General features: G+C 57.8%; 23 protein-coding genes and 3 pseudogenes. 8 read left to right on the plus strand and 18 right to left on the minus strand.

The genetic code is table 11. From position 1 onward, the window contains the following. Nucleotides 1-22: 22 nt before the first annotated feature. From LKE28_09115 to LKE28_09145, 7 genes are read right to left on the minus strand one after another with little or no spacing between them, the layout of a single operon-like run. Entirely contained in the window at nt 23-1,126 is a 1,104-nt protein-coding gene (locus LKE28_09115) for a hypothetical protein (GenBank protein ID MCH3908375.1), read from the minus strand. Then, entirely contained in the window at nt 1,123-1,740 is a 618-nt protein-coding gene (gene coaE / locus LKE28_09120) for a dephospho-CoA kinase (GenBank protein MCH3908376.1), read from the minus strand. The genes LKE28_09115 and coaE overlap by 4 nt, the downstream gene beginning before the upstream one ends. After that, complete coding sequence (gene polA / locus LKE28_09125) at nt 1,740-3,779, minus strand: DNA polymerase I (protein ID MCH3908377.1); 2,040 nt, start codon at nt 3,777-3,779, stop codon at nt 1,740-1,742. Before polA ends, coaE begins: the two co-directional genes overlap by 1 nt. Beyond that, complete coding sequence (locus LKE28_09130) at nt 3,776-4,465, minus strand: hypothetical protein (GenBank protein MCH3908378.1); 690 nt, start codon at nt 4,463-4,465, stop codon at nt 3,776-3,778. The genes polA and LKE28_09130 overlap by 4 nt, the downstream gene beginning before the upstream one ends. Before the next feature lies 1 nt (nt 4,466). Continuing rightward, nucleotides 4,467-5,045, minus strand: a complete 579-nt coding sequence (locus tag LKE28_09135) for an MBL fold metallo-hydrolase (protein ID MCH3908379.1) — start codon at nt 5,043-5,045, stop codon at nt 4,467-4,469. Continuing rightward, nucleotides 5,035-5,238: a hypothetical protein gene (locus tag LKE28_09140; GenBank protein ID MCH3908380.1), complete on the minus strand. Its 204-nt coding sequence runs from the start codon at nt 5,236-5,238 to the stop codon at nt 5,035-5,037. Before LKE28_09140 ends, LKE28_09135 begins: the two co-directional genes overlap by 11 nt. Next, on the minus strand, nt 5,235-5,672 hold the full coding sequence (locus LKE28_09145) for a hypothetical protein (protein ID MCH3908381.1): 438 nt from the start codon (nt 5,670-5,672) through the stop codon (nt 5,235-5,237). The genes LKE28_09140 and LKE28_09145 overlap by 4 nt, the downstream gene beginning before the upstream one ends. 288 nt (nt 5,673-5,960) lie before the next feature. On the opposite strand from LKE28_09145, the pseudogene LKE28_09150 reads away from it, so the two are divergent. The 7 genes and pseudogenes from LKE28_09150 (at nt 5,961) to LKE28_09180 (ending at nt 14,257) form a co-directional block, all read left to right on the plus strand. Continuing rightward, nucleotides 5,961-6,269: pseudogene (locus tag LKE28_09150) on the plus strand (MFS transporter). A 304-nt stretch (nt 6,270-6,573) separates the two neighbouring features. Continuing rightward, nucleotides 6,574-6,981: a hypothetical protein gene (locus LKE28_09155; GenBank protein MCH3908382.1), complete on the plus strand. Its 408-nt coding sequence runs from the start codon at nt 6,574-6,576 to the stop codon at nt 6,979-6,981. 3 nt (nt 6,982-6,984) lie between these two features. Beyond that, nucleotides 6,985-9,909, plus strand: a complete 2,925-nt coding sequence (locus LKE28_09160; GenBank protein MCH3908383.1) for a response regulator — start codon at nt 6,985-6,987, stop codon at nt 9,907-9,909. Beyond that, nucleotides 9,906-10,907 (plus strand): TRAP transporter substrate-binding protein, encoded by a 1,002-nt coding sequence (locus LKE28_09165; protein MCH3908384.1) that lies wholly within the window; start codon nt 9,906-9,908, stop codon nt 10,905-10,907. Before LKE28_09160 ends, LKE28_09165 begins: the two co-directional genes overlap by 4 nt. 160 nt (nt 10,908-11,067) lie before the next feature. After that, nucleotides 11,068-12,012 carry a TRAP transporter substrate-binding protein DctP gene (dctP, locus tag LKE28_09170; protein MCH3908385.1) on the plus strand — a complete coding sequence of 315 codons (945 nt, stop codon included), beginning with the start codon at nt 11,068-11,070 and terminating at the stop codon, nt 12,010-12,012. A gap of 166 nt (nt 12,013-12,178) precedes the next feature. Then, the gene (locus LKE28_09175; GenBank protein MCH3908386.1) at nt 12,179-12,838 is read left to right on the plus strand and encodes a TRAP transporter small permease; all 660 of its coding nucleotides are present in this window, start codon (nt 12,179-12,181) and stop codon (nt 12,836-12,838) included. Nucleotides 12,839-12,888: 50 nt separating this feature from the next. Next, a pseudogene (locus LKE28_09180) lies at nt 12,889-14,257 on the plus strand (TRAP transporter large permease). 81 nt (nt 14,258-14,338) lie between these two features. Here the strand turns inward: LKE28_09180 and LKE28_09185 are convergent. The 8 genes and pseudogenes from LKE28_09185 to uxuA form a co-directional block, all read right to left on the minus strand. Next, nucleotides 14,339-15,028 carry a cyclase family protein gene (locus LKE28_09185; GenBank protein ID MCH3908387.1) on the minus strand — a complete coding sequence of 230 codons (690 nt, stop codon included), beginning with the start codon at nt 15,026-15,028 and terminating at the stop codon, nt 14,339-14,341. A gap of 19 nt (nt 15,029-15,047) precedes the next feature. Next, a complete protein-coding gene (locus LKE28_09190) occupies nt 15,048-15,353 on the minus strand; it encodes a hypothetical protein (protein ID MCH3908388.1) in 306 nt (101 codons plus the stop codon). Continuing rightward, on the minus strand, nt 15,304-15,963 hold the full coding sequence (locus tag LKE28_09195) for a 2-dehydropantoate 2-reductase (GenBank protein MCH3908389.1): 660 nt from the start codon (nt 15,961-15,963) through the stop codon (nt 15,304-15,306). Before LKE28_09195 ends, LKE28_09190 begins: the two co-directional genes overlap by 50 nt. Next, complete coding sequence (locus LKE28_09200; GenBank protein MCH3908390.1) at nt 15,963-16,433, minus strand: YhcH/YjgK/YiaL family protein; 471 nt, start codon at nt 16,431-16,433, stop codon at nt 15,963-15,965. The genes LKE28_09195 and LKE28_09200 overlap by 1 nt, the downstream gene beginning before the upstream one ends. Before the next feature lie 66 nt (nt 16,434-16,499). Further along, nucleotides 16,500-17,486 (minus strand): LacI family transcriptional regulator, encoded by a 987-nt coding sequence (locus LKE28_09205; protein ID MCH3908391.1) that lies wholly within the window; start codon nt 17,484-17,486, stop codon nt 16,500-16,502. Nucleotides 17,487-17,566: 80 nt separating this feature from the next. Beyond that, nucleotides 17,567-19,177, minus strand: a complete 1,611-nt coding sequence (locus LKE28_09210; GenBank protein ID MCH3908392.1) for a mannitol dehydrogenase family protein — start codon at nt 19,175-19,177, stop codon at nt 17,567-17,569. Nucleotides 19,178-19,190: 13 nt separating this feature from the next. Then, complete coding sequence (locus LKE28_09215) at nt 19,191-19,871, minus strand: GntR family transcriptional regulator (protein ID MCH3908393.1); 681 nt, start codon at nt 19,869-19,871, stop codon at nt 19,191-19,193. Continuing rightward, nucleotides 19,861-20,938, minus strand: a pseudogene (uxuA, locus tag LKE28_09220) (mannonate dehydratase). Before uxuA ends, LKE28_09215 begins: the two are co-directional and overlap by 11 nt. A 95-nt stretch (nt 20,939-21,033) precedes the next feature. On the opposite strand from uxuA, the gene LKE28_09225 reads away from it, so the two are divergent. Further along, the gene (locus LKE28_09225; protein ID MCH3908394.1) at nt 21,034-22,185 is read left to right on the plus strand and encodes a hypothetical protein; all 1,152 of its coding nucleotides are present in this window, start codon (nt 21,034-21,036) and stop codon (nt 22,183-22,185) included. Here LKE28_09225 and LKE28_09230 read toward each other — a convergent pair. Genes LKE28_09230 through LKE28_09240 form a run of 3 tightly spaced genes read right to left on the minus strand, consistent with a single transcriptional unit; the run spans nt 22,175 to nt 25,028 of the window. Further along, complete coding sequence (locus LKE28_09230; protein ID MCH3908395.1) at nt 22,175-23,233, minus strand: ABC transporter substrate-binding protein; 1,059 nt, start codon at nt 23,231-23,233, stop codon at nt 22,175-22,177. The two genes, LKE28_09225 and LKE28_09230, sit on opposite strands and share 11 nt — an antisense overlap. Nucleotides 23,234-23,235: 2 nt before the next feature. Further along, a complete protein-coding gene (locus LKE28_09235) occupies nt 23,236-24,024 on the minus strand; it encodes an ABC transporter ATP-binding protein (protein ID MCH3908396.1) in 789 nt (262 codons plus the stop codon). Beyond that, on the minus strand, nt 24,021-25,028 hold the full coding sequence (locus tag LKE28_09240; protein MCH3908397.1) for an iron ABC transporter permease: 1,008 nt from the start codon (nt 25,026-25,028) through the stop codon (nt 24,021-24,023). Before LKE28_09240 ends, LKE28_09235 begins: the two co-directional genes overlap by 4 nt. Nucleotides 25,029-25,066: the final 38 nt, after the last annotated feature.

Below are 25,066 nucleotides of genomic sequence, written 5' to 3' on the forward strand. Positions count from 1 at the left end.
TCATCTTTCCCGTCAACGCGGTTCACGTTCCTGATCCAATCTTGTTCAGTACGTCCTGAATGGCCTGTTGCCGGATCTTCTCCCGCTGGGTCATGTAATCTTCCTGCGTAAGGGTCACAGGAGTTTCTTTCTCCGTAATCTCAGGAGCCGAGATGACACTCGTCTCCGTCGTTTCCGCCACGGCCACAGTGGTGGATTCCGTCTCTTCCTCCGTAGTGGCAGAGGTTTCCGCCACCGGCTCCGCAGTGGCCGCTTTTTCCGTCTGGGCTGTCGCTTCCGAAGCCACAGGTTGAGCGCTTTCCGTCACCACGGCAGACGTTTCTTCCGCTGTGGGGGCCTGGCTCTCCGCTTCGAGCGTGGCTGCGGGTTGCGTGGCTTCCGTTGCAGCAGGATACGTCGTGGCAAACTCGGCGAACCGGCTGTCCAGATACGTGTCGATCTCCGCTTTCACTTCCGCTTCACCCTGATCCAGGATGGCCGGTACCAGATCGGCGATGATGGCGTTCCGATAGGCAAGATAGACGCTCTTCAGTTGCTCCTCATCCAGACTCTGGTACGGTTTGAGCGCCTCGGCAAGCTGGGGCAGGTAGGTATCCTGATGATCGCTGAACTCCTTGACCAACGCGGTGACCAATGAAGGTATCATGGCATCCACCGCCTGGGGTACCTGCTTTTCGATCTGGGATCGCACATCTTTCTGCAACTGGGCAAGCTGCGCGTCCGTGGCGTTTTTCTGAGCGGCGAGTGCCTGGTCCACCTGTTGCTGTACGGATTTCTGGAAGGTGGAGAGTGTGTTGGGCAATGTGGTGTTCGTATAGGTGGACAGGCGCTGGTCGAACTCATCCCCTACCGTGGCGACCAAGAAATCGGTCAGCGTTTTGTCCGCTTTGATCTTTTCCGAAAGGTATGGGTAGAGATCCTCGGCCGTCTGACGATTCTCATCATCCACCGTCTTGGAGAGCCGGGCCGGTTGATCGATTTCCATCAACGGCTGCAGCTGCCGGGATTTTGCGATCTCGATCATCTCATTGTCCGCTGCCGGACGCGTCAGCCATACTACGGCGAACGTCATGGCCGCCAACATCGTGGTGAACACCAATATTCTGATCCGTCCTGCTTGTTTCATACCTGCCAGTCCTTGCCCATCGCTTGGGTTATGGTATCACACAACGCCGCTACTTGTCGATGAATCGACTCCAAACTCCCCGCATTGTCCAGAACCACCACCTTGCGCCCTGGCGCGATGGTGTCGATGGCGATGTCTTTTTGCGACGCATCACGGTTACGGAACCGAGCAAGATCCATTCCGTCACGCATCTGGGCCCGACGGTAACGGATGTACCACGGCACACGCACGAACACCACAAGATCGCAAAGTCCATCCAGGTGCATCCGGGACAAAAGCGCCGCGTTCAACACGACCACCTGTCCTCCGGAAGCGGTCTCCTCAGCGATGATCCGTTTGCATTCGGCGACCATCCGTGGATGGGTGATGGCCTCCAGCGTCTTCAGCTTGGAAGGATCGGCGAACACCAGCGCCCCCAACGCCTTGCGGTTCACCACACCATCCGGACCGATCGTCTCCGGTCCGAAATCCCGACGCACCTCGTCGGCCGCCTGCTGGAGGATCGGATGCCCCAGCTTGTCCACATCGACGATGCGCCATCCCTTGTCCGCCAGCATCCCCGCAATGACATTTTTCCCCGAACAGGCTTTGCCGGTCAAACCAACCACCACCATCAGTGCATGCCTCCCCAATCCGGCGCCGTCTCAATGCTCACCTTCAGCGGAACGGACAGCTGATACGCCCCTTCCATCGCTTTCTTCACCAGGCTCGTCATCATCTCCACTTCCTCGTTGGGAACTTCGAAGATCAACTCATCGTGGATCTGCAGCAGCAGGCGGGATCGCACCTTCGCTTCCCGCATGGCGCCTGTCACCTTCAGCATGGCAAGCTTGACGATGTCCGCCGCCGACCCTTGGATCACCGTGTTGACCGATACCCGCTGGGCTTTGGCCTTCTCCGTATGGTTGGCGCTGCGAATCTCCTTGATCTCCCGCTGGTGTCCCAGAAGCGTGGTGACGAATCCGTTCTTTTCCGCCTCTGTATGGATCCGATCGATGTAGGCGGCAACCCCCTTGTACGTATCGAAGTAGTTGTCGATGAACGACTTCGCCTCGGCGTGGGTGATGCCCAGATCTATCGACAGGCTGTGGGCGCTGATGCCGTACACCACGCCGAAGTTGATCGTCTTGGCCACCCGTCGCTGCTCTGGCGTGACGAACGCGTCGAACTCATGGTAAATCTTCGCCGCCGTGCTGCGGTGAATGTCCTCTCCGGCCCGGAACGCGTCCATCAACTCGGTATCCTGAGCCATGTGGGACAGGACGACCAGTTCGATCTGCGAATAGTCCGCCGAAAGGAACACACATCCCGGGGACGCGACGAACGCGCTTCGGATCTTCCGCCCTTCCTCACTGCGCACCGGAATGTTCTGCAGGTTGGGATTGTTGCAGGAAAGACGCCCCGTCTCCGTCCCGGTCTGCAGAAAGTGGGGATGAATCCTGCCATCCGTCTGCTCGATCATCCCAGGCAACGTATCCACATAGGTGTTCTTCAGTTTGCTCACCTGACGGTAGGCAAGGATCTCCTTGACGATCGGATAGGTGTCGGCAAGCGGCTCGAGGACATCACTCGAAGTGGAGTAGCCGGTGCGGGTCTTCGCCCCGGGAGGAATCTTCAGGTCGGTGAACAGCACCTTCTGCATCTGCGCAGGGGAGTTCAGGTTGAACTGCGTGCCGGCATAGGCGTAGATTTGCGCTTCCGATGTCTGCATCATGGAAGAGAACTCTCCGTCCAACTTTTTCACCCGTCCGACATCCAACGTGATGCCGGCCCATTCCATCTCAGCCAGCACGGTGATCAGGGGCATCTCCACGTCCCGCATCAGCCGGTCCAGATGCCGCTCCTTGAGCTGTGGCTCAAACAGACGCCACAGACGGAAGGCCAGGTCACTGTCCTCCCCGCCGTATTCCTTGGCTTGCTGAAGCGGCACGTCGGCGATGGTCTTCCCCTTGGGGATGAGATCGTCGTAGTGGATCGTCTTGTAGTTCAGGTATCTGTCCGCCAGATAGTCCAGGTTGAACGCCCGGCCCGCGCTGTCCAGAAGCCAGGCGGCGATCATCGTATCAAAGTACGGATGGGCCATCGTCACACCCAACCGTTTCATCACCTTGTAGTCGTATTTGACGTTCTGCCCGATGATCTGGAAAACGGAAAGCGCGTCGGAAAGGATGGCCTTCACCACATTCCGGTTATCGTCACCCACCGGCACGTAGTACGCCTCCCCTTCCTTCCACGCGAAGGAAAAGCCCAGCAACGTGGCGTTCATTTCATCCAGGGAATTGGTCTCCGTATCAAAAGCCAGGTATGCGCTCTCCGAACGGGCAACGGAAAGAAGCCGAGAAAGTTCTCCCATGTCCGTCACGCCATGATACACGCCCCGCTTGCCCGCCTTGGCATCGTCATTCTCCTGCTTTTGGGCATCCTGGGCTGCCTGGGGAGCCATGCTGATGGCTTCCTTGGACAAAGACGCAAGCTTCAGGCGGTCGAACACCTGGCTTGCCGTACGATAGTCGATGTCCTTGCAGAGGAACTGCGGGGTGTCGAACGAATCGACGGCCATGACATCGTGCTTCAGCTCGATCAACGTACGGGTCAGGTCCATATGATCCTTGGCGGCAAGCAGCTTGGTCCCGCACCGATGGGGAGAGATCATTCCAGATGCTGGTACACCCCTTTCAGCGTCCCATAGGAGGCCAGGAGCTTGACGGCCCCCACCGGTCCGATGCCGGCCACCCCCGGCACGTTGTCGCTGGAATCTCCGATCAACGACAGGTAGTCGACGATCTGCCCAGGCATGACGCCGTACTCCTCTTTGACTTCTTTCTCTCCGAACATGCGGTAATCGTTGGTTTTTGGTTTGGGAGGACGGAGCGCCTTGACACGATCGTCCACCAGCTGGAGCAGATCCTTGTCACCGGTGAAGATCACCGTGTCGATGTCCTGTCGCTTCGCCTCATCACTGAGCGTGGCGATGATGTCATCCGCCTCGAAACCCGGCTTGTTGATGTGCGGCACATGCATTTCTTCCAGAATCCGTTCGATCACCGGCACCTGGGCATGCAGGTCGTCCGGCGCCTTGTCCCGGTTTGCCTTGTAGGCAGGATACAGCTGGTGGCGGAACGTCGGCGCGTGGCTGTCCAACGCCACCACCAAATAATCGGGATGGTACTCCCTGAGCAACTTCATCACCGTTTTGAAAAACCCGAACACTGCGGAGACGTTGTTCCCTTCCCCATCGCGTATCGGAGAAGAGATCAACGCGAAGTAGGACCGGTAAATCAACGCGTATCCGTCAATGATGTACAGCTTCTTCTTGGGAGAAAACAGTTCTTCGCTCACCTTACACCTCGATGGACAGCATATCATACGAGGGAAGAATTGTCGTCCTGCCCGCGCTTTGAAGCTCATCACACAGCTTCTGGTGGCTGATGTCGTGGCACATATGGATGAAATAGGTCCGCTTGGCACCAATTTGCTCACTGACCTGGATCGCCTGGTCGATGGAGAAATGGGTGGGATGGGGACGATAGCGGAGCGCCCCGATGACCAGCACGGACGGATGCAGCATCGCTTGGAGGGATGGCGCGTCGATGCCGCTGCAGTCCGTGGCGTACACCAGGTCCCCGATCCGATAGGCGGAGATGATGTGCCCTCCATGGTGGATGGGAATCTCCATCACCGGGAACCCGGCGATCTCCACCTCCGTCAAGGAAGGAAGCACGGTGGGAACCAGATGGGGAAGCCCGTCATGGATCGCCTGGGCATGGATGACATAGGGGAATCGCCGATGCATGTCATCGCTGACCGCCTGGTTGCCGTAGACGGGAAGCGGTTTGTCATTGGCGTACATCCTCAGGTCATCGATGCCGTAGAAATGGTCGGCATGAGTATGGGTGTACAACACGGCGTCAATGTGCATGATGTGGGCGCCGAAGCGCCTGGAGCCGGAACTCCGGCCCGGTGTCGATGACCAACACGCGGTCATCCTGCTGGATCATCACCGAGGAACGGTAGCGGTTGTCACGGGGATCGGAAGAAGTGCAGACCGGACAGGTACAGGTAGGCACGGGAATTCCATGGCTGGTTCCCGTCCCCAGAAACGTCACGTTCATTGTTTTACCGTTTCCACCAGGGAATCGATGCCCTGTTCCAGCGCGTCTCCACCTTTTACAGCCGCATCCTTGAGTTTCTGTACCGTCGCGGGATCAGACAGCGCCTTCTGCAACTTGGCCGTCTGCTCCTTGGTCAGATCCCCGGCATCCTGGACGATCTTCTTCACCTCGTCGGTGAACGCGTCTCCCGCTTGGGAAGCAAATGACGCGAGCCTTTTTTGAATGGCAGGATCCGAAAGTTTCTGTTTCACCGCCGCCATGGCCCGTCCCACCGTTTGGGACACTGCCGCGTCCACCGATGTCTTTGCGTGCCGGTAACTGGCCCCCAAATAGCGCTCCGCGGTATTCGGCCAGAAGAAAAACAACAGGAAAAACACCACCACGGCGATCAGCAACGCCCGGAGGAACGAACCAAAGAAACCCCGTTTCGCCATACCTGAACTCCTTGTCATCCAGCCTATCAGCTGCGGACGGCCGATGCAAGTCCAATCGCTGGACAAACCGCTCCAATACCGGTACAAATACGGATGAGAATCACCATTCACAAAAAGGAAGTATCCCATGCGTTCCATCGCCACCTCATTGGGGGTATCCAACGAGAACAAGCGTCTGATGTACGCGATGTATTTCGCGTTTTTCTGCAGTGGCCTGATGAGCCAGCTCTTCGGAGCAATCCTCCCTTCCTCCAGGAGGAGTATCACCTTTCCTACACCTTCCGGGGCATGTTGCTCTCCGCCCATCAGGCAGGCAACCTGATCGCCGTGTTTGTCGCAGGCTACCTGCCCTATGCCATCGGCAGAAAACGAAGCACCATGTACCTGACCGCGGGGAAAGCCATCGGGCTTACCATGATCGTATTGACCGGCAACCCGGTGTTGCTGCTCTTCGCATTCCTCCTGACCGGTGTGGGACGGGGAACATTGTCCAACATCACCAACGTGGTGACGGCGGAGATTTCCACCAAAAAGACCAGCGCGTTGAACATTCTCCATTCCACGTTCGCCGTCGGAGCGTTCATTTCCCCGATCATCGTCCTGGCGTTGACCCGCCACAACCCGTCGTGGTGGTGGATTTCCGTCGCCTTGATCGTCGAGTTGGAAATCTTCTCCCTGGGCGCCATCGATACCTCCAACCTCTCCGACACGCCGATGAAGAAGAGTCAGGACCAGGGACGGGGATACTTCAAGGATGCCCACTGGTGGATCAACACCGGCATCCTGTTCTTCTATCTGTGCAATGAAGCGTCCATCATGGGGTGGTTGATCACCTACTTCAAGGAAACAGGGCAGACTTGCTCCCGCCGTCGCCCAGATCTCATCCTCCCTGCTGTGGTTGATGATGCTGGCCGGCAGACTGACCTGTGCCGCCGTCAGCGGCAAACTCCACAAGAATTCCCTGTTGCTGGTGCTGGGTCTTGCCCAGACGGCCTGCTTTTTGGTGATGCTGACCAGCGGAAACAAAACCGTTACGTTGGTCTCCGTCCTGCTTCTCGGCCTGTTCATGAGCGCCACCTACCCGACAACGCTGGGCACGATGCCCAACCGGTACAACAGCTCCACCGTGGCTACAGGGAACTGCATCGCCATCGCGTCCATCGGGGGCATCCTGATGCCGATCATCGTCGGGGCTGTCGCGGAGAAAACGGGAATCGCCGGCGGCATCGCCACCATTTCCATCGCGCTGTTCTGCATGGTGGCCCTGATGGTCACCAAACGGATCCTGGAAAAGGACGGAAAGGAGTAACCAATGGGAGGGCGCCTCAGGCCGACATTCCAGACGATCATCCTGACCTTGTGTCTGTCCATCCTGGCCTGTACGCTTGCCGTGTCCTTCATTCTGCTTTCCCGGGTCTACGCCATCGCCGGGAACATGCAGCAAAGCATCTCCACCTACCAGACGATCAACCAATTGTCCCGGAACATCAGCGAAGCAGGAGAGACCTACCAGCAGTTTTTCACCGGGTTGACCGGTGCGGAAACTCTGGAGGAGATATCCCATGGCGGTGGAAACATCCGGGACGCGCTCTACCGGGCCAAAGCGGAAGCGAACAACCTTGCCGTCACCTACCAGGAAAACCAAGACCGGTACTTTCTGGTCCGGGCCATCCAGAACGGCTTGGATTACCTCACCACTTACGTCGATACGATGATGGGCAAATCCTTCCCGCTGCAGAGTGAAGCGGAATTCAGCGACTATTACTGGGGACTGAAGGTCTTCACCTACCTGGATGGATACTGCTACAACCAATTGCTCAGCCAGGCGGTGCGTGCCGATTCCCTGGCATCCATCCGGAACCAGGAAATGATGACCCGCCTTCGTGTGCTGGTGATTTTGGTGCTCCTCGTCGTCTGCGCGACCGCCATCATCGCCAGTGTGGGCATCACCCACCGGCTGACCAATCCGCTGAGAGACATGGTGGAAACCGCGGGGGAGATCACCAAGGGAAACCTGGACACCCCGGACCTGCTTCCCTCCGGACCTCGGGAACTGCTCTTTCTGGAATCCAGCATGAACACGATGAAACAGAGCCTGAAGGAGCGGATTTCACTGGAACAACAGCTGTACCAGCACACGCTCCAGCAGGAGAAGATGCACCGGGAGTTGGAACGGGCCCAGTTCCTCTCCCTGCAAAGCCAGATCAACCCACACTTTTTGTTCAACACCCTGACCACGATCAGTCATACCGCGCTGTTCGAGAAGGCGGACAAGACCGTCACGTTGATCAACACGCTGGCAGGGTTCCTCCGGTATCCGCTGGAATACAAGGACAGTGTTCCCCTGGAGATGGAGTTCGCCTTCACCCGCCAATACCTGGAACTGCAGAAGGCGCGGTTCAACGACCGGCTCGCCTATTCGCTTTCATTGGCTCCGTCGCTCCGGTCGTTGATGGCTCCCCCGTTGTTCCTCCAACCGTTGGTGGAAAATGCCATCAAGCATGGGCTTGAACCGCTTCCCGAAGGGGGCTTTCCTCACCGTCACGGCGACGGAAGACTTAGGCCGCGCCACCATCATCGTGGAAGACAGCGGTGTGGGGATCAAAGCGGATTTCTCCGTGGAGAATCTGCAATCCGACGGGAAACACATCGGCATCGTCAATGTACGGGATCGCCTTTCCATGTTCACCGGAGGAAAAGGATCCTTCACCATGCAACGGATATCCGAGGAAGGCGGCACACGGGTTACCATCACCATCCCGACAGGAGGACTGACATGACCTACACGGCATTGATCGTCGATGATGAGAATCTGGAACGGGATGCCATCGCCTTGATGATCTTCCGCAGCGGGCGTCCCTTCACCTGTCTGAAAGCAGCCAACGGGGAGGAAGCGGTCAACATGGTCCATGAGCATGACCCGCAGGTGGTGTTCATGGACATCCAGATGCCGGTGCTCTCCGGTCTGGAGGCTGCCAGGCAGATCAAGGCATACGACCAGCGGATCGCCATCGTGTTTCTCACCGCCTGGGGAACGTTCGATTTCGCCAAGGAAGCGCTCCAATTGGGCGCGACGGATTATCTGGTAAAACCGACCACCCAACAGGCGCTCAACAGCACGTTGGACAAAGTGATGGCCTATATCGCCCGACAGAAGCAACCGGAGGAGCGGATGCGTTCCGTCCTTGGGGCATTCACCCGGGACTTCTTTGCCTCGTTGAAATACGGCACGGTGGACGAAGAGAAAGCGCGCCAGTACTTCCGCCTGCTGCAGATCACGTTGGAATGCGGCTTTGCCATCGTGGTGAGCAACCTCACCACGGCGCGGTTGCAGGAAATCCAACAGGCGGATCCTCTGCTTGAAGAGACAAAACTCTGCTATTACTCCAGTTTCGACCGCATCACCATTCTGCTGTTCACCAACCGGACGGAAGCGTTGATGGAACGGTGTGAGCAGGCAGTTTCCCAGGATTCGGGAATCATCCAGGGTATCGGGCTTCCGTTCCAGAACCTCAAAGAAATCCCCCGTTCCATCCATTCCGCGTCCATGGCACGACTCTGGGCCGGTCAGGAAGGCGCGCGTTCCCTGCGGTTCCAGGAACGCAAAGGATTGGACACCCAGATCGCAACCCAGCAGATCGCCAACTCCGTCGCCAAGGCACGGGAGGCGGTGCTTGCCGGGGATCTGCAGCAGGCCAGGCAGGAAGCGCACGTCATTCTGGATATCTCCCAGGAACTTCCCGACCCCGAAGAGACCGCCTACCAAGCCATTGTGGTGTTCACCTACACGTTGAAAGCGGAAATCCCCTACTTCTTCCGCGCCGATCCGGAGAAAGCCTCCATTCGGGAGATGGAAGTGTATCTGATGGACTACATCGACGCCGCGGTATCCGCCGTACGAGAAGACAACCGCAACAAGTACAGCCGTTCGTTCGCCATGGTGGACCGGTATCTTCACCTGCACTACGCCGACCAGGTGGGGGTGAACACCCTTTCGGAAATGATGCAGATCAACCCCAGTTATTTCTCCAAATTGTTCAAGGAATACTTCCACAAGTCCTATGTGGAGTACCTGACGGACATTCGGTTGGAAAAAGCAAAGGCGCTTCTTTCCAGCGGAGAAAGCGTGCAGACCACGGCGGAGAAGACCGGGTTCTCCGACCACACCTATTTTGCCCGGGTGTTCAAACAGAAATACGGGGTTTCCCCGACGGACTTCAAGAAGGTGCAAGGATGAAACGTCTGATACCGTGCCTCCTGCTCATCCCGCTGTTGCTTCTCTCCTGTTCCAAACAGGAACCAGCCACCACCCAGCAACCCAGTCCGCAACTGGTACTCAGATATGCGGAAAACCAACCACTGGAGTACCCGACCACCCAGGCCGCCCTGTGGTTCGCCGAGCAGGTCAACCAACGGACGGACGGGCGGATTTCCATCATCGTCTACCCGGACGCAAAACTGGGCGATGAGAAATCGGTGTTCGAACAGATGGAATTCGGCGCGATTGATTTTGCCCGTGGCTCGCTTTCCCCGCTCTCCGAACTCGCGCCGTCGCTGAACATCCTCCAGCTCCCCTACCTGTACCGGGACGCCCAGCACATGTGGAATGTCCTGGACGGGGCGATCGGCGACCAGTTCCTCCGCTCCCTGGAGCCAAAAGGAATCATCGGGCTTTCCTGGTATGACGCAGGTTCACGGAACTTCTACACCTCCGGACATTCCATCACCACGCTCCAGGACATGCAACACCTGAAGATCCGTGTCCAGGAATCCCAACTGATGAGCGCGATGATCATTGCCCTGGGCGCCACACCGGTGCAGATGCCCTATGGAAACGTGTACGCCAGTCTGCAGACCGGAGAAGTGGATGGCGCGGAAAACAACTGGCCAAGCTACGAAGCCACCCGCCACTACGAGGTTGCCAAGTACTTTGTCACCGACGGGCACAACCGGGTTCCGGAAATGCAGATCGTCAGCGCCATGACGTGGGACAGCCTGAGCCAGGAAGACCGGGACATCATTGCCCAGTGCGCCAGGGAATCCTCCGCCATTGAGCGGAAACTTTGGGCGGAGAAGGAACAGACGGCCAGGGAACACGTCCTTTCCAAAGGCGTGGTGGTCACCGAACTCGCTCCCGGAGAACGGGAGAAGTTTGAGGAAGCGGTACGTCCGCTGTACACCACGTTCGGTTCGGGATACCAGGACATCATCCAACAGATCCAAGCTACTCCATAGTGTACATTTCTGAAAAAATTTTGCCCGATTCCATAAAATTCCATCTTCACAGGTGAAAAACCCAATGGGAAAATGAATCGGAATGTGGAGCGATGGGAAAAGTCCTGACGCGCCACATCCGGCACGCCGGTATCGGCGTCCCATTTTTCAGGAGGTTTGTATGAAAAAACTGTTCGTCGCTCTGTTGATGGTGCTGACGGTATTCACCCTGTCAGTCGCCGCGCAAGGTGGAACGGAAGCCGCAGGCACCAAAACCACTGCTCCCGCCAAAACGGTCACCTTGAAGCTTTCCGAAGTGCACGCCGAAGGATATCCCACGGCACTTGCTGATCACGAGTTCGCCCGCTTGGTCGAAGAGCGCACCAATGGCAGAGTAAAAATTGAAGTGTACACCGGCGGAACGCTGTACGGACAGGAAACGGGATCCATCGAAGCCATGCAGGCTGGTGACCTTGCTTTCGCTCGTGTATCCGCATCCCCCGTTGCTTCGTACGTTCCCGCCCTCAACGCCATTCAGATGCCGTTCCTGTACAAGAACGCCGCTCACCAGTGGGCAGTCCTTGATGGCGAAATCGGCCAGCAGATGCTTGCTGACATCGAGAAGTCTGGTTCCGGCCTGATGGGTCTCTGCTACTATGATGCAGGTGCCCGTTCCTTCTATCTGACCAAGGAAGTCCATTCCGTCGCCGACATGAAGGGCTTGAAGATTCGTATGCAGAACAACCAGATGATGGTTGATATGGTCACTTCCCTGGGAGCCACCGGTGTGACCGGTATCGGACCGAACGACGTCTACTCTGCCATCACCCAGAAAGTGATCGACGGTGCAGAGAACAACTGGCCGACCTACCAGAACATGGGTGACTACGAAGCCGCCAAGTACTACATTCTTGACGAGCACACCAGAGTCCCTGAGATTCTGCTTGGTTCCGTCGCTGCCCTGAAGGCTGTCAGTGCCGATGATCTTGCCATCATCAAGCAGTGCGCCAAGGACACCGAGGAATTTCGAGAAGAAAGCCTGGGCCGCCAAAGAGAAAGAGTCCGAAGAGATCGTCCGCGCCAAGGGTACGGTGGTCATCGAGCTGACTCCGGAAGCCAAGGCTGAGTTCCAGAGCCGGATGAGCGGCGTGTATGCCAAGTATGGCAAGGATTACACCGACGTCATCCAGAAAATCCAAGAGATTGGAAAGAACTACTAAGGTTTGATGCACACCAGGGAGGCGGAAATCCGCTTCCCTGGTTCTCTGTATTGGTTCTCACGGGGGAATTTCATGCAAGAAAGACATTCCAAACAATCATTCCACGAATGGGCGGTAGCCAAGAACATGGTGCCTGATTACGCGAATAATCAAGGACACATGTTCTCTGAATGGTTGCGGGTCATCAACCACTGGGCCCATTTCATCATGTTGATCATCGCCGAAGTCGCGCTTGCCTCGATGATCGTCATCGTCTTCATGACCGTACTGCTTCGGTACGTCTTCAATACCGGCATCGGTTGGGCGGAGGAGGTCCCCCGTCTCCTGGTGACGTTGTTCGCGTTCCTCGCCATGGCGTTCGGAGTGCGCGACCACATCCACATCTCCGTCAACCTGCTGTACAACCGTTGCGGCAAATGGGGCAAGAAGTTTTTTGATTATCTGTGTGACACCTCCATGCTGGTCTGTGGAATATACTTCCTGTACTTCGGCGGCAGACGCATGCTGATGATGATGAAGTTCCCCGGTACCCTGCCGATGACCGGCTGGCCGACCTGGCTGCAGTACCTTCCCATTCCGCTTGCCGGCTTCCTGATCACGTTCGACTGTATCCTGTTCTTGACAGGGGTCTTGGACAAAGGAGACCTGCTGTACAGCGCGAAGGAAGTGGATTACGTCGCCATCGTGAAACAGCGTGAAGCGGCGAGACAACTCAAGGAGGCCTCCAAATGAGCATGACAGGCTGGGCGTCGTTCGCCCTTCTCGGAGGATTCTTCATCCTGATGTTCCTCCACATCCCCGTAACCTTCGCGCTTTTGATCGCAACGTTGATCTCCGCGACCCTTTCCGGACTGAACATCGCAGCGTTGATCTCCCCGATGCTGGACGGCGTGAGCAACTTCTCCCTGCTGGCCATCCCGTTCTTCATTCTGATGGGAGAGATTATGGCCGCCGGAAAGATTTCCGACCGGATCATCGATTTCGCCAACCTGTTGGTCGGCAAATTCCGGGGAGGCCTGGCGTACGTCAACGTCGTCTCCTCCACCCTGTTCGGCGGTGTTTCCGGCTCAGCGGTCGCCTGATGTGGCATCCCTGGGTACCGTCGTCGTCCCGATGATGTACAAGCAGGGATACGACCATGAATTCTCTGTCGGCCTGACCGTCACCACCGCCTGCCAAGGCGTGTTGATCCCGCCCAGCCACAACATGGTCATCTACGCGCTTGCCGCTGGTGGCGGCGTGTCCATCGGCGCCATGTTCATGGCCGGCCTGTTCCCCGGTCTGTTCCTGGGGCTGTGCTTCATGGTGTACTGCTTCTTTATCGGGAAACGGCTGAACTTCCCCAAAGGCATCATCATCGGCCCGGGAGACAAGATGCGCTGGCTGAAGTTTTCCAAGAGTCCGGCTGGCACCAAATGGTCCAACGTGAAGAATCCGGAGGGCTGGAGGATTCTGTCCAATCCGAAGTTCACCTGTGAGATGGGCAAATGCGTCGGAGTGATCCTCAACGCCATCCTGCCGATGTTCACGCTGGTCATCATCATGGTCGGTGTCGCCGCCGGTGTGTTCACCGCGACGGAATCGGCCGCCATCGCCTGTGTCTACGCCTTCCTGCTGACCTATGTGATTTATCGTTCGGACAGGATCTCACATTTTCCCCAGGTTCTGAAGAACACGTTGAAGACACTGGCTACGGTGCTTTCTCTGATCGCCACGGCAAAAGGGTTCGCCTACATGATGACCAACCTCCGCATCCCGGAGATGATCACCAATTCGTTGATCTCCCTGACGGACAACCGTGTGTTGCTCCTTCTGGTCATCAACCTGATGTTGCTGCTCTTGGGCTGCTTCATGGACATGGCTCCGCTGATCATGATCATGACGCCGATCCTGTTGCCGGTCGTGACCGGCCCGATCATCCACATGTCTGAGATCCAGTTTGGCATCATGTTGATCTTCAACCTGGCCATCGGTCTGTGCACGCCTCCGGTAGGAACGGCGTTGTTCGTCGGATGCGCTGTTGGAAAAACAGAACTCGGACCGACCAGCAAGCGGATGATGGGATTGTTCCTGACCATGGTGTTCGCCCTGATGGTCGTCACCTTCTGGCCGCCACTGTCCACCTGGCTTCCGTCGGTCACCAAAGCGTAACGGGAAAACCGTTTTCCTCTTCCAAAACACAAAAGGCTGCCAAACCGGCAGCCTTTTGCAATGCAGGGAAGAAACAACCTGTTACGCGGAAAACTCCGACAATCCCTCGATGGCATACGCCCGCACCGGACAGGAGTCCAGCCCTTTGATGGGCAGTGGAGCGTAACTCATGAAGAACGTATCGGTGGAAAGCCGATCCAAATGCTTCAGCACTTCCAGGAACACGATGTTCTCCGCCAAAAGGATGTCATGGAACGGCTTGACGTCCTCATTTCGGTTCTCGATGGACACGCCATCACCGAAACCGACACATTTGGCGTGATGCTCCTTCAGCCACTGGGCCGTCTCCCCGTTGACCAGCAGCCGCTTGTCCTCCGCCGTATTGGTCTTCGGCGTGAACGGCGTGAGTTTGTATGGGGAATCCAGAATGACGATGTCCCCATCCTTCATCTTCGGGGCGCACACCGCATCCAGCATTTTCGCCGTGATGTAGGTATTGGGCTTTGCGTCGGAAAACGTCACGTAGATGGCTCTCCCGAAGAACGTGGTGAGCGGCAGGTCCGCCACGGACGGCCAGGCGTCATTGTGATGGTACGGACACTCACAGTGCGTCCCAAGATGGCTCATCAAATCCATGTTGGTGTGGTAGTCAGGGATCGGCCCTCCGGTGTTGAAACGGTACAGCTTGCACCTTCTGGTTTCCGTTGCGGGATCCAGTTCCTTGGAAAGATCAACGATCCTCAACCCATGCATTTCATACACACAATCCATATATCCTTCTCCTTCAGGGTCAATCCCTGGGTTTGGTCTCCAGCGCGTGGATCAGACGCACCATCAACTCTTGTCGCGGCACGGGCACCTGCAGGGCCTTCGCCCTGCGGACCACATAGCCGCTGATCATATCCACTTCCGTCTTTCGCCCCGCCTTGATGTCGGAGTAGATCGACGTATATCCGCCATGGGCACGATCCAGAACGCCACGGATATCGCGCCTCACGTCCTCCCGGTCAAACGGATACCCGTCCGCCTTGGCGACGGAAAGCGCCTCATCCACCAATGACACGACGGCATCCCACGTTTCCTGATGCTGTCCCAAGATATTCCATCGAACACTGCAGGACGGCGGTCAACGCGCTGATGCTGGTATTGTTGAACAGCTTGCGCCAGACGCTGCGCATCACTTCGGAAGAGACCTTGGTCGGGAATCCGCAGGCGGTGAATTCCGCCGCTATGGGCTCCAGGATACTGCTTTCCCCTTCCACCAGTCCGATGACCGTCACACCGGAGCCACCATGGACCACCACCCCTACATCCCGTACCGACGCGTTGTCCTGCGTCGTGCCGATGATGATCCGGGTCCGGGGGACGAACGGGAGAATCAACTCATCATGACCGGCTCCGTTCTGGAACGTGGCGACCAATGTGGATGGGCCGATCAAACCGGCGTTTGTCTGCAGCGCCTCCCGGGTATGCATTGATTTGACGAACAGAATTACCAGATCCACCGGAGACATTCCGGAGGTATCCGTCGTCGTGTCAGGATGGTACAGGTGCTCTCCATCCGCCTGGACGATACGCACGCCTTCCCGGCGGAGCAGTTCGGATTTTTCCGGATGTACGCCAACAAGCACCACGTGGTTCCTGACGGACAACAGGCTGCCAAACAGGCATCCCATGGCGCCATCCCCAAGCACAGCGATACGCATCACGCACCTCCAAGCAGGGAAGAGCGCACCTTGACCACCACTTTCTTGCAGGTGACGCTCCGACCATTCCAAGCCCCACCGGGACGATGGATGTCCGTCGGGAAGAAGATCACGACATCACCCTTGCGGGTGTACACCCGGGACTCTTCGTCGGCCACAGGACAATAGTACAGGTCATCCTTGGGGTTTCCTCCGACAATCGGCTCGTTCCCCTGCCGTTCGGAGCACCCCAACAGCTCCTCGCCCTCCACCCAGTACTGTACGTCCAGATAGATGTCGTGGAACTCCGCTTTGCATTGGGTGATGTCCTTGGTCTCAAGGGTGAACACCCTTGCGAACAGATCCTTCCCCTCAATGGGATACTCCCCTGGCTCCATGGAAGAGAAATCATGGGTGCGCAAGTATTGGAACACCCGGCGAAGCACGCCAGGAAGCCAACTGTCATCGCGATCCAATCGTGTGGTAATCATGCCAGCTCCTTTTGCAATCGATTGCAATCCACCAAAGTATAGGTATCTTCGCTTCCTTGGTCAAGTTCAGGTTGTCTCTCGGAGAACGATGGATGAGACGATCACCTGCTTCTTTTTCCCCGGTTTTCCTTCGACGGCATCCACCAACGCGCGGGCACACCCGAGGGAAAGCTCCCCCAGTTTGGTATCCAGACTGGTCAGCCGGGGGGTGGTCACGTACGCGTACGGACTGTTGTCCACGCCTATGACCGCTACGGACTGGGGCACAGCCCTCCCCGCATCCTGCACAGCTCGCAGGCCTCCCGCAGCCAAAAGATCGACGGCATAGATGATGCCATCCACCTGGGGATGCTGGACAAGCAAGCTGGCAGTGGCGTCATATCCCGCCTGGTAGTCCGACGAAGATGCCGGGATGATCCAGGACGTGACGGAAGGATCCTTTCCCACCTCGTTGAGGAACCCCTGCTGCTTGATGCGGTTGCTCGGCGTGTCCGTCCCGTTGACGAACGCAAGATGCCGCCTTCCCTGCCCTAAAAGCAACCGAACGCAGGAAGCGATCCCCTCCGCCTCGTCGGCGACCACGCCGTATGCCTGGGGCAGGTCCACATAGCCGTTGGCGATGACCACCGGCGTGGTGGCAAAATACAACTGCAGGGCATCCCGTACGGCGTCACACTGGAATGTGGAACCGATCAACGCGACGCCATCGACACGACGAGAAGCCAGAACCCGGAGGGAATCCACCTTGGAAGGATCATCATCCCCGGTGTTGCAGATCAACGCGCCATAGCCATGATTGGCGAACTCCTGGGCGATCAGGTAGGCACCCTCGGCATAATGGGAGTTGCGGATGTCCGCCACCAGAATCCCCATCATCCGGGGCGTCTGCATCACCAGCCCACGGGCCGCCTCATTGGCGAAAAAATGATGGGTCTCCAACAACGCCTGCACCTTTTTGCGGGTCTGTGCGTTGACACCTGGCTTTCCATTCAGCACACGAGAGACGGTACTGCCCGAAACCCCCGCTTCCTTAGCGATATCATAAATGGTCACAGACAAAGGATACATCGGGACGCAATCGATTGCAACACAAGGACAAACAAAACCCGCCGAGGTACCGGCGGGTCGTCTTGTCAGTGGACGTATCGTTGCAACGTAGCGCGTACCGCACCGGGCGCCTCGACCATCTCGGTGAAGTACCGGATGACCAGTGGAGCAAGGCCGGTGGCGTACAGATCCACACCAAACAGCGTCGTATCGGAGAGGATCGGGCGAAGCACCTCGTCAAACGGTCCCTTGTCCCCCAGCTTCACCGACGCCACATAGGCGCTCTCTTCGGCAAGCCGCGGATCGGGACTGGGGGTGAAAGCGTTGCCTTGGTCGTCGATGCCCATCAGATAGCGGCACCAACCGGCAAAGACCAGCGGGATCACCTTCAGATCGGACAGATGCAACGCGGGATTGGCCTGATACGCCTTGATCGTCTCCCCGAAACGGATGGGAAGCTTCTGGCTGGTATCACAGGCGATACGCTGCGGCGTGTCCGGCATGAACGGGTTGGGGATGCGCTTGTCCACCACTTCGTCGATGAACGCCTTGGGATCGATGATCCCCGGGTTGACCACCACCGGCATGCCTTCCCGGTAGCCGATGATTTTGACCATTTCCTTCAGCTGGGGATCCTTCATCTCGTCGGCGATCAACGTGTAGCCGAGCAGGCACCCGAAAACAGCCAAGGAGGTGTGCAGCGGGTTCAGACAGGTGCATACCTTCATCTTCTCCACCTTGTTCACCGTGTCACGGTCGGTGAAGTAGACCCCTGCCTTCTCCAGCGCAGGCCGGCCATTGGGGAAATCATCCTCGATGACCAGGTACTGAGGCTCCTCCGCATTGACGAACGGAGCAATGTAGGTGTTCTTGGAGGTCACCACCACCGCCGTATCGGTGAAACCATCCTTCTCCAGCATCTCCTTCACCTTGGCGTCCGGACGCGGCGTGATCTTGTCGATCATCGACCAAGGGAACGACACGTCCTGGTCAAGATAGGTCAGGAAGCCCTTCTGGCAACGTCCCTTCTCCACCCACGCAGAGGCAATGGCTTTCACCGCCGTCTCCAGCTTCTCCCCGTTGTGGGAACAGTTGTCCATCGAGCAGAGAGCCAGCTTCGCCTTGCCGGTGAGGAAACGATGGTATACCAGCGCCGTCACCTTGCTCATCATGCTGGCAAGCTTGCCTTCCGGGCCATTCTCCATATCGGAGACGATGAACGGGAAGAACTGTCCGTCCTTTCCCTTCAGACCGTAGCCTTTCTCCGTGATGGTGAAGCTCACCATCTGCAACGACGGGGATGCAAACGCATCCTGGAACTTCTTCCATTCGTCGGCAAACGAGGAGTCGCACTTGTATGCCGCCGCCACCGAGCCGACCACCGTCTTGGCGATGGAACCGTCGGCCTTCAGCGTGACAAGCAATGAGATGTCATCATGCGGCGCATAGATTTTGTCGATGATCTCATAATCGAACCCTTCCCCGACGATGATGCCTTTCTTGGCATCCCCTTGGTTCAGCAGGTGCTGCATCAGCATCGCGGGAAAACCGCGGAAAATGTTTCCCGCTCCGAAATGGATCCACACGGGCGAAGCGAGCGTCGCCTTCACCATGGCGTCACGGTCAAACCGCGGCATCTCAAATCCTTTACGTTTCCATTCCGATTGATCCACAATCCCTTCTGCATTCAATTGCATGAGTACCCCCTCATTACGTATGGTTTCTGAAATAGCCGGGATGCTGGCGTTCGATCTCCCCGGCCTCTGCATCCAATCTTCCCAGATGCGTCTTCTCCAGCTCCGTCACCGCAGCTTCGTCACGGTCACGGAACGCCTGGATCATCACCTGGTGCTTCTCCATGATGGACGGACAGACATCCGGCACGCTGAACGAAAGAAGCCGGATGCGATGGTAGTTGCCGCTTTGGTCCTGGATCAAATCCCACAGCCTGCCCAGTCCCTGACTTTGGAACACCACGGCGTGGAACGCGTCGTCATAGGAGAGGAACATCTGCATGTCCTCCCGCTGCCAGGCGTTCCGCTGTCCGTCGATGGCCAAGGCCATGTCGGAAAGATCCCGTTCCGTCCGCTTGCGACAGAACGGCACGGCCGCGTTGGTCTCCAGGCTGGTGCGAAGGAACCGCTCCACCTGCACCTGTTCCATGTCGATCGGCGCCACGCGGGTCCCGCTCTGCGGCAGGATTTCCACCAGGCGCTCCTCCCGGAGCTTCAGCAAGGCATCCCTGACGGGAGAGCGGCTCACCCCCAGTTCGTCGGCCAGCGTCTGCACGTTCAGCATCTGTCCCGGTTGCAACACCGTGGACAGAATCTTCCCGCGCAGTGTACGGAAAATCTGCTCGCTGGCCGTCATCCGTTCCATCTTAGTGGCCACGCCGCGCGTTCTTGTCGATCGCTTCCCACAGTCCGTTGATGTACGTTGCACCCAACGCGCGGTCATACAATCCGTACCCGGGCATCGCCTTCTCGCCCCAGATCATCCGTCCGTGGTCCGGCCGGATCGGTCCGTCAAAACCGATGTCGTACAGGGCGCGACAGATCTCGTACAGGTCGAACGAGCCGTCACTGGAAAGGTGCGCAGCCTCTTCGAACACCCCCGGCGCGAAATGGTGCAGGTTGCGCACATGGGCGAAATGCACCCGTCCGGGAAGCGCGCGGATGATGCCGGGAAGATCGTTCTTCGGGTTGGTTCCCAAGGAACCGGCGCAGAACGTCAGCCCGTTGTACGGCTTGTCCACCGCTTTCATCAGCTTGAGGATCGACTCCTTGCCGGTGATGATCCGGGGAAGCCCGAACACCGGCCATGCGGGATCATCCGGATGGATGGCCATCTTGATGCCGTACTTCTCGCACACCGGCCCGATGGCCTCGAGGAAGTACACCAGGTTGGCGAACAGCTTGTCGGCGTCCACATCCTTGTAGGCTGCGAACAGCTCCTTCACATGGGCAAGCCGCTCCGGCTCCCAACCGGGCATCACATGCCCGCCGCTCTGGTTGTTTGTCTGGTCGAAGAACGTCTGGGGATCGATGGAATCGACTACCTTCTGGTCGTAGGCCAGCACCGGTAGAACCATCCGGTCGAACTTTCGCCAAGTCGGTCCGCGTCCAGTCAAACACCGGCATGAAGTTGTAACAAACCATGTGGATGCCTTCCAAGGCCAGATTCTCCAAGGTCTTGATATAGTTGTCGATGTATTTGTCACGGGATGGAAGCCCGATCTTGATGTCGTCATGAACGTTGACGCTCTCGATGCCCAGGATGGACAGGCCGGAGGCCTCCACCTCTTCCTTCAGGGCATGAATCCGTTCCCGAGGCCACAGCGTGCCGGCGGGAAGATCGTACAACGTGGTGATGACCCCCTTCACTCCGGGGATCTGCCGAATCTGCTGCAAGGTGACGGTATCGAACTTCGAACCGTACCAACGTAATGTCATCTGCATAGGACGAAACTCCTTTCGCCCTATATTAACATACTAATATATTAGTTGTCCACAAGAATCTTTTCCCTTTTCCCGAAACCGGGTACACTTTTCCCATGTTCACCTGGAAACCGGATGCAATCCCCTACCAAAAAGACGAGTTCTCCCAGAACCCGATGTACCGGGACATCGCCCGGGCCATCGTCCGCCATGGGAGCGGGACAACCTTGTTGGACGCCGGAAGCGGCCTGGGGTTCCTTTCCGCGGCGTTCGCCTCCCTGGGGTGTTCTGTCATCGCTGTGGAACAGAACCCATTGGTCGCCGCTTCGGCCGTCTTCCCCACTCGGGTGGAGGATGTCCACCAGCTTTCCCCTTCGCTCGTGGTGGACACGGTGGCATGCTGCAACTTCGGCTCCACGGTGGAATGCCTCGAGTTGGGGGAAATCCATGCATCGAAGACACTCTGTCTGGTAAGGCAGAACTGGGGGGGCCACCGCTTCCGACCGGACGCGCCAGAATCCAATCCGGCATCCCGTACCGCGATGATGCTGGACGCCCTCTCCATCCCTTGGGAGGAAGAGCAGGTGACGGTAGAAGCAGGACAACGGTTCCGAAGTCGTGCCGACGCCGTCCGATTCTTTCAGCTGTGGGGCAACGATACCGTCCCGCCGCTTCAAGTCCAAGCGGGATCGTTTCCCTTTCTGTACCACAGGGAAGGCGTGATGCGTCTGTTTTTCATCCGCCGCTCGGACATCCCAACCATCCGGACCAACCACCTCCTGGTCATCTCCGGTTCCCAGGGGATCGGGAAGAGCACGCTCCGCACCCGGCTTGTCGCACACTGCACGGCTCCCCAGACAGGATTTCTCACCCACAAACAGGACGACGTCGTCGTACTGGACGGCATCTCAAGTAACATACATGGCATCGTCGGAAAACCAGGCCAGATACGGGCCGACGGTTTTGATACGTTGGGCGTCCAGGCGCTGCAAACACCGGGAAAGCTGAGGATCATGGATGAGCTGGGATACATGGAGCGGGACGCCCTGCGGTTCCAGAAGGCGGTGAGGGACGCGCTGCACGACGGGGTGGACACCATCGCCGTGGTGAAGGACCGGAGCACCCCGTTTCTGGACGCCATCCGGAGCGATGCCGCTTCCTTGTGCGTCCACCTCACTCCGGAAAACAGAAACGCCGTCACGGAGGACCTTTTGCGCTCCGTAACGGCGAATCTCAACTGGCCGCTTGGCAGGCGGCTCAACGGCTGAGAAGGCTCTGCACCTGTTCGTCGCTCAGCGTGGCGTGATAGAACAATGAGAAATACCGTTTGGCCTCTTCAGCCATATCATACGTGGCGCGATCGGGATACAGCAGTTTCGCCCCCCACAGCAAACCGAGGAACCGGTTGACGGACGGCGGGTTGGCAAGCCAACCGGCAGGCACATCCGGCGACAGATAGTATGTTCCCCGTTTGATTGCCTCCACCTGGGGCCACAGGGGATCCGTCTTCGCCTTCTCGTAGGCGGGCGCCGCGTCCCCGGCGAAGATCACATACGGCGGATTCCACCCGAGGATCGCCTCCATGTCCACTTCGTTTCCCGTTCCCTTGGCGGACGGATTCTCCACCACGGCGAGGTTATCCAGGATCATGTCCACCGCCTCTCCCTGGTAGCTGTTCTTGGCAAGCACGTTGATGCCTTTCTCGCCCACGACGTAGATACCCTGCACCTTTCCCCCATCGGTGATGGTCTTGATGCGCGAGAGCGTCTCGCTGCAGTAATCACCCAGCGTCTTGGCTTCCTTTTCCAACCCAAGGAGCGATCCCAACTTGGCATAGGTCTGGTCCATCGTCGCCGTGGTCGCGTCGATGTGGATCACCGGGATGCCCAGCTGAGCCTGGATTTTGTCCAGATCTTCCGTCATGTTGTTCTTCCGTTCCCCGACGTCGAAGACCACCTGGGGATCCAGATTCAACACTTCCTCCATGTTGAACGTCGCTTTCCCTCCGTAGATCTGGCCGGCGAACGGGAGATCCAGATACTTCGCGTCGACAATTCCCTTCGCCGAATCGTTCCACCGGACGGAGATCCCGACGAAGCGGTCTGCCGCCAGCGGGAACAACACGTACTGGGAGATCAAGCCGGAGGGAAGGATCCGCTCCACCTTGGACGGCAACGTGACGGTCCGCCCCAGATCATCGGTGAATTCCACCGTTGTTGCCGCAGGCGGTGCCTGTTCCACAACCGGTTGTGCAAAAAGCGACCATGCCATCAGGCATGCCAGCACTACGACAAACACATTTCGTTTCAGATTCAAATTCATTTCTCCTCTCCCTGTTTCCTGTGGACACACACCCGGATGGCGTCATCATACAGGCTCTCCATCCGGACATCCACGCCATACACTGATTTGATCATTCCTTCGGTCATCACTTCCTGGGGCGTCCCCTGGGAGAACAACCGACCATCCTTGAACACCGCGATCGATGACGAATACTGGTAGGCCTGTTCGGGATTATGGGTGGTCATCACCACGGCGTATCCTTGTTCGGCCAGATGGGACACTTCCTCCAGCACCTTGATCTGGTTGCCCAGATCCAGATTGGCCACCGGCTCATCCAACAGCAGGTTCTTCGCTTTCTGCATCAACGACCGGGCGACCAGCACCAACTGCCGCTCCCCTCCGGATACTTCCAGAAACAGCCGGTCGGCCAATGAGGCGATCCCAAGACCATCCATCGTGGCCAACGCCTCTTCCCGTTCCCGCGCTCCCGGGCTTCCCAATGCACCGACCCGGTTGTTGGCACCCATCAAGACCATTTCCACACAAGGATAGTTGAACGTCGGATACGATATCTGGGGAACATAGGCCAACTGGCGGGACAGCGCTTTGCGCGAGAGGGTGCGGACATCCGTTCCATCCACCATGATGCGCCCCGTCCATCCCGAACGGATGCCAAGCACGCACTTCAGGAGCGTCGTCTTTCCCGCTCCGTTGGAGCCGATCACCGACGTGACCTGCCCGTCACGGGCGGAGAAATCCACATGGTCCAGGGCAAGCTTCCCCTCTCCATACCCATAGGTCAGTCCGGATACCACAATACTCATAGGTGCTCCTTTCCCCGAAGCATCAAAAAGAGGAAGAACGGAGCCCCGACGAACGCCGTAAGGATGCCGATGGGGATCTCGCTGGTCGCGGCACACCGGGCGATGTCATCCACCAGGAGCAGGAACAATGCGCCGAACAACGCCGATGCGGGGAACACCTTGGTATGGGAGCTGCCGGTGACCTTGCGCGCCAAGTGCGGAACCACCAGACCAACCCAGCCGATCAAGCCACAGGTGGCGATGACCGCCGAAGTGGCCAACGTGGCGCTGATGACCAACACCCCCCGGAGCCGGTTGACATCCACCCCCAGCGTCAATGCGTCTTCGTCCCCCAGACTGAGAAGATCGGTTTTCCAGGAAAGAAACAACAACGGCACCACCCCGATGGCAAGCGGCACCACGGCGATCGCCACGGTGTGCCAGTCCGTTCCGGAAAGGCTTCCCATCAACCAGTAGGTGATGGCAGGCAATTGGTTGGTGGGGTCGGCGACCAGCTTTATGAACGAGGTGCCCGAACCGCACAGCGAACCGACCATGATGCCGGAGAGGATCAACCCGGTGGTGCGGCGGGTCTTCAGCGCCCGGGACAGGGCATAGACCAACATCACCGTAGCCAAGCTGGCAAGAAATGAGAGGGCCATCACCCCGGAGGCAGGAAAGCCCAGCAGAATGGCAAGCGCCGCGCCGAACGCTGCGCCATTGGACGATCCCAGGATGTCAGGGCTGGCCATCGGGTTCTGGAACACCCCCTGGTACGTCGCGCCGGAAAGGGACAACGCCAGCCCGGCCAACATCGCCATGACGATGCGCGGCAGACGGATGGAGAACACGACCCGTTCCATGGCGACTGTCCAGGTCCGATGGATCGGCACGATCCGTGACAGCAGGATCCGCACCACATCCCCCATGGACAAGGCATACCGTCCCCACGTGATGGAGAGACAGAACACCACCAAAAGCAACAGGGTGGTGACAATCCAAATGAATGGGCCACGGCGTGTCATGCATCGATGGTAGCATTATTTCCAATGCAACACAATGG

This window comes from Sphaerochaeta sp. (assembly GCA_022482495.1).
Classification (GTDB): domain Bacteria; phylum Spirochaetota; class Spirochaetia; order Sphaerochaetales; family Sphaerochaetaceae; genus RUG023.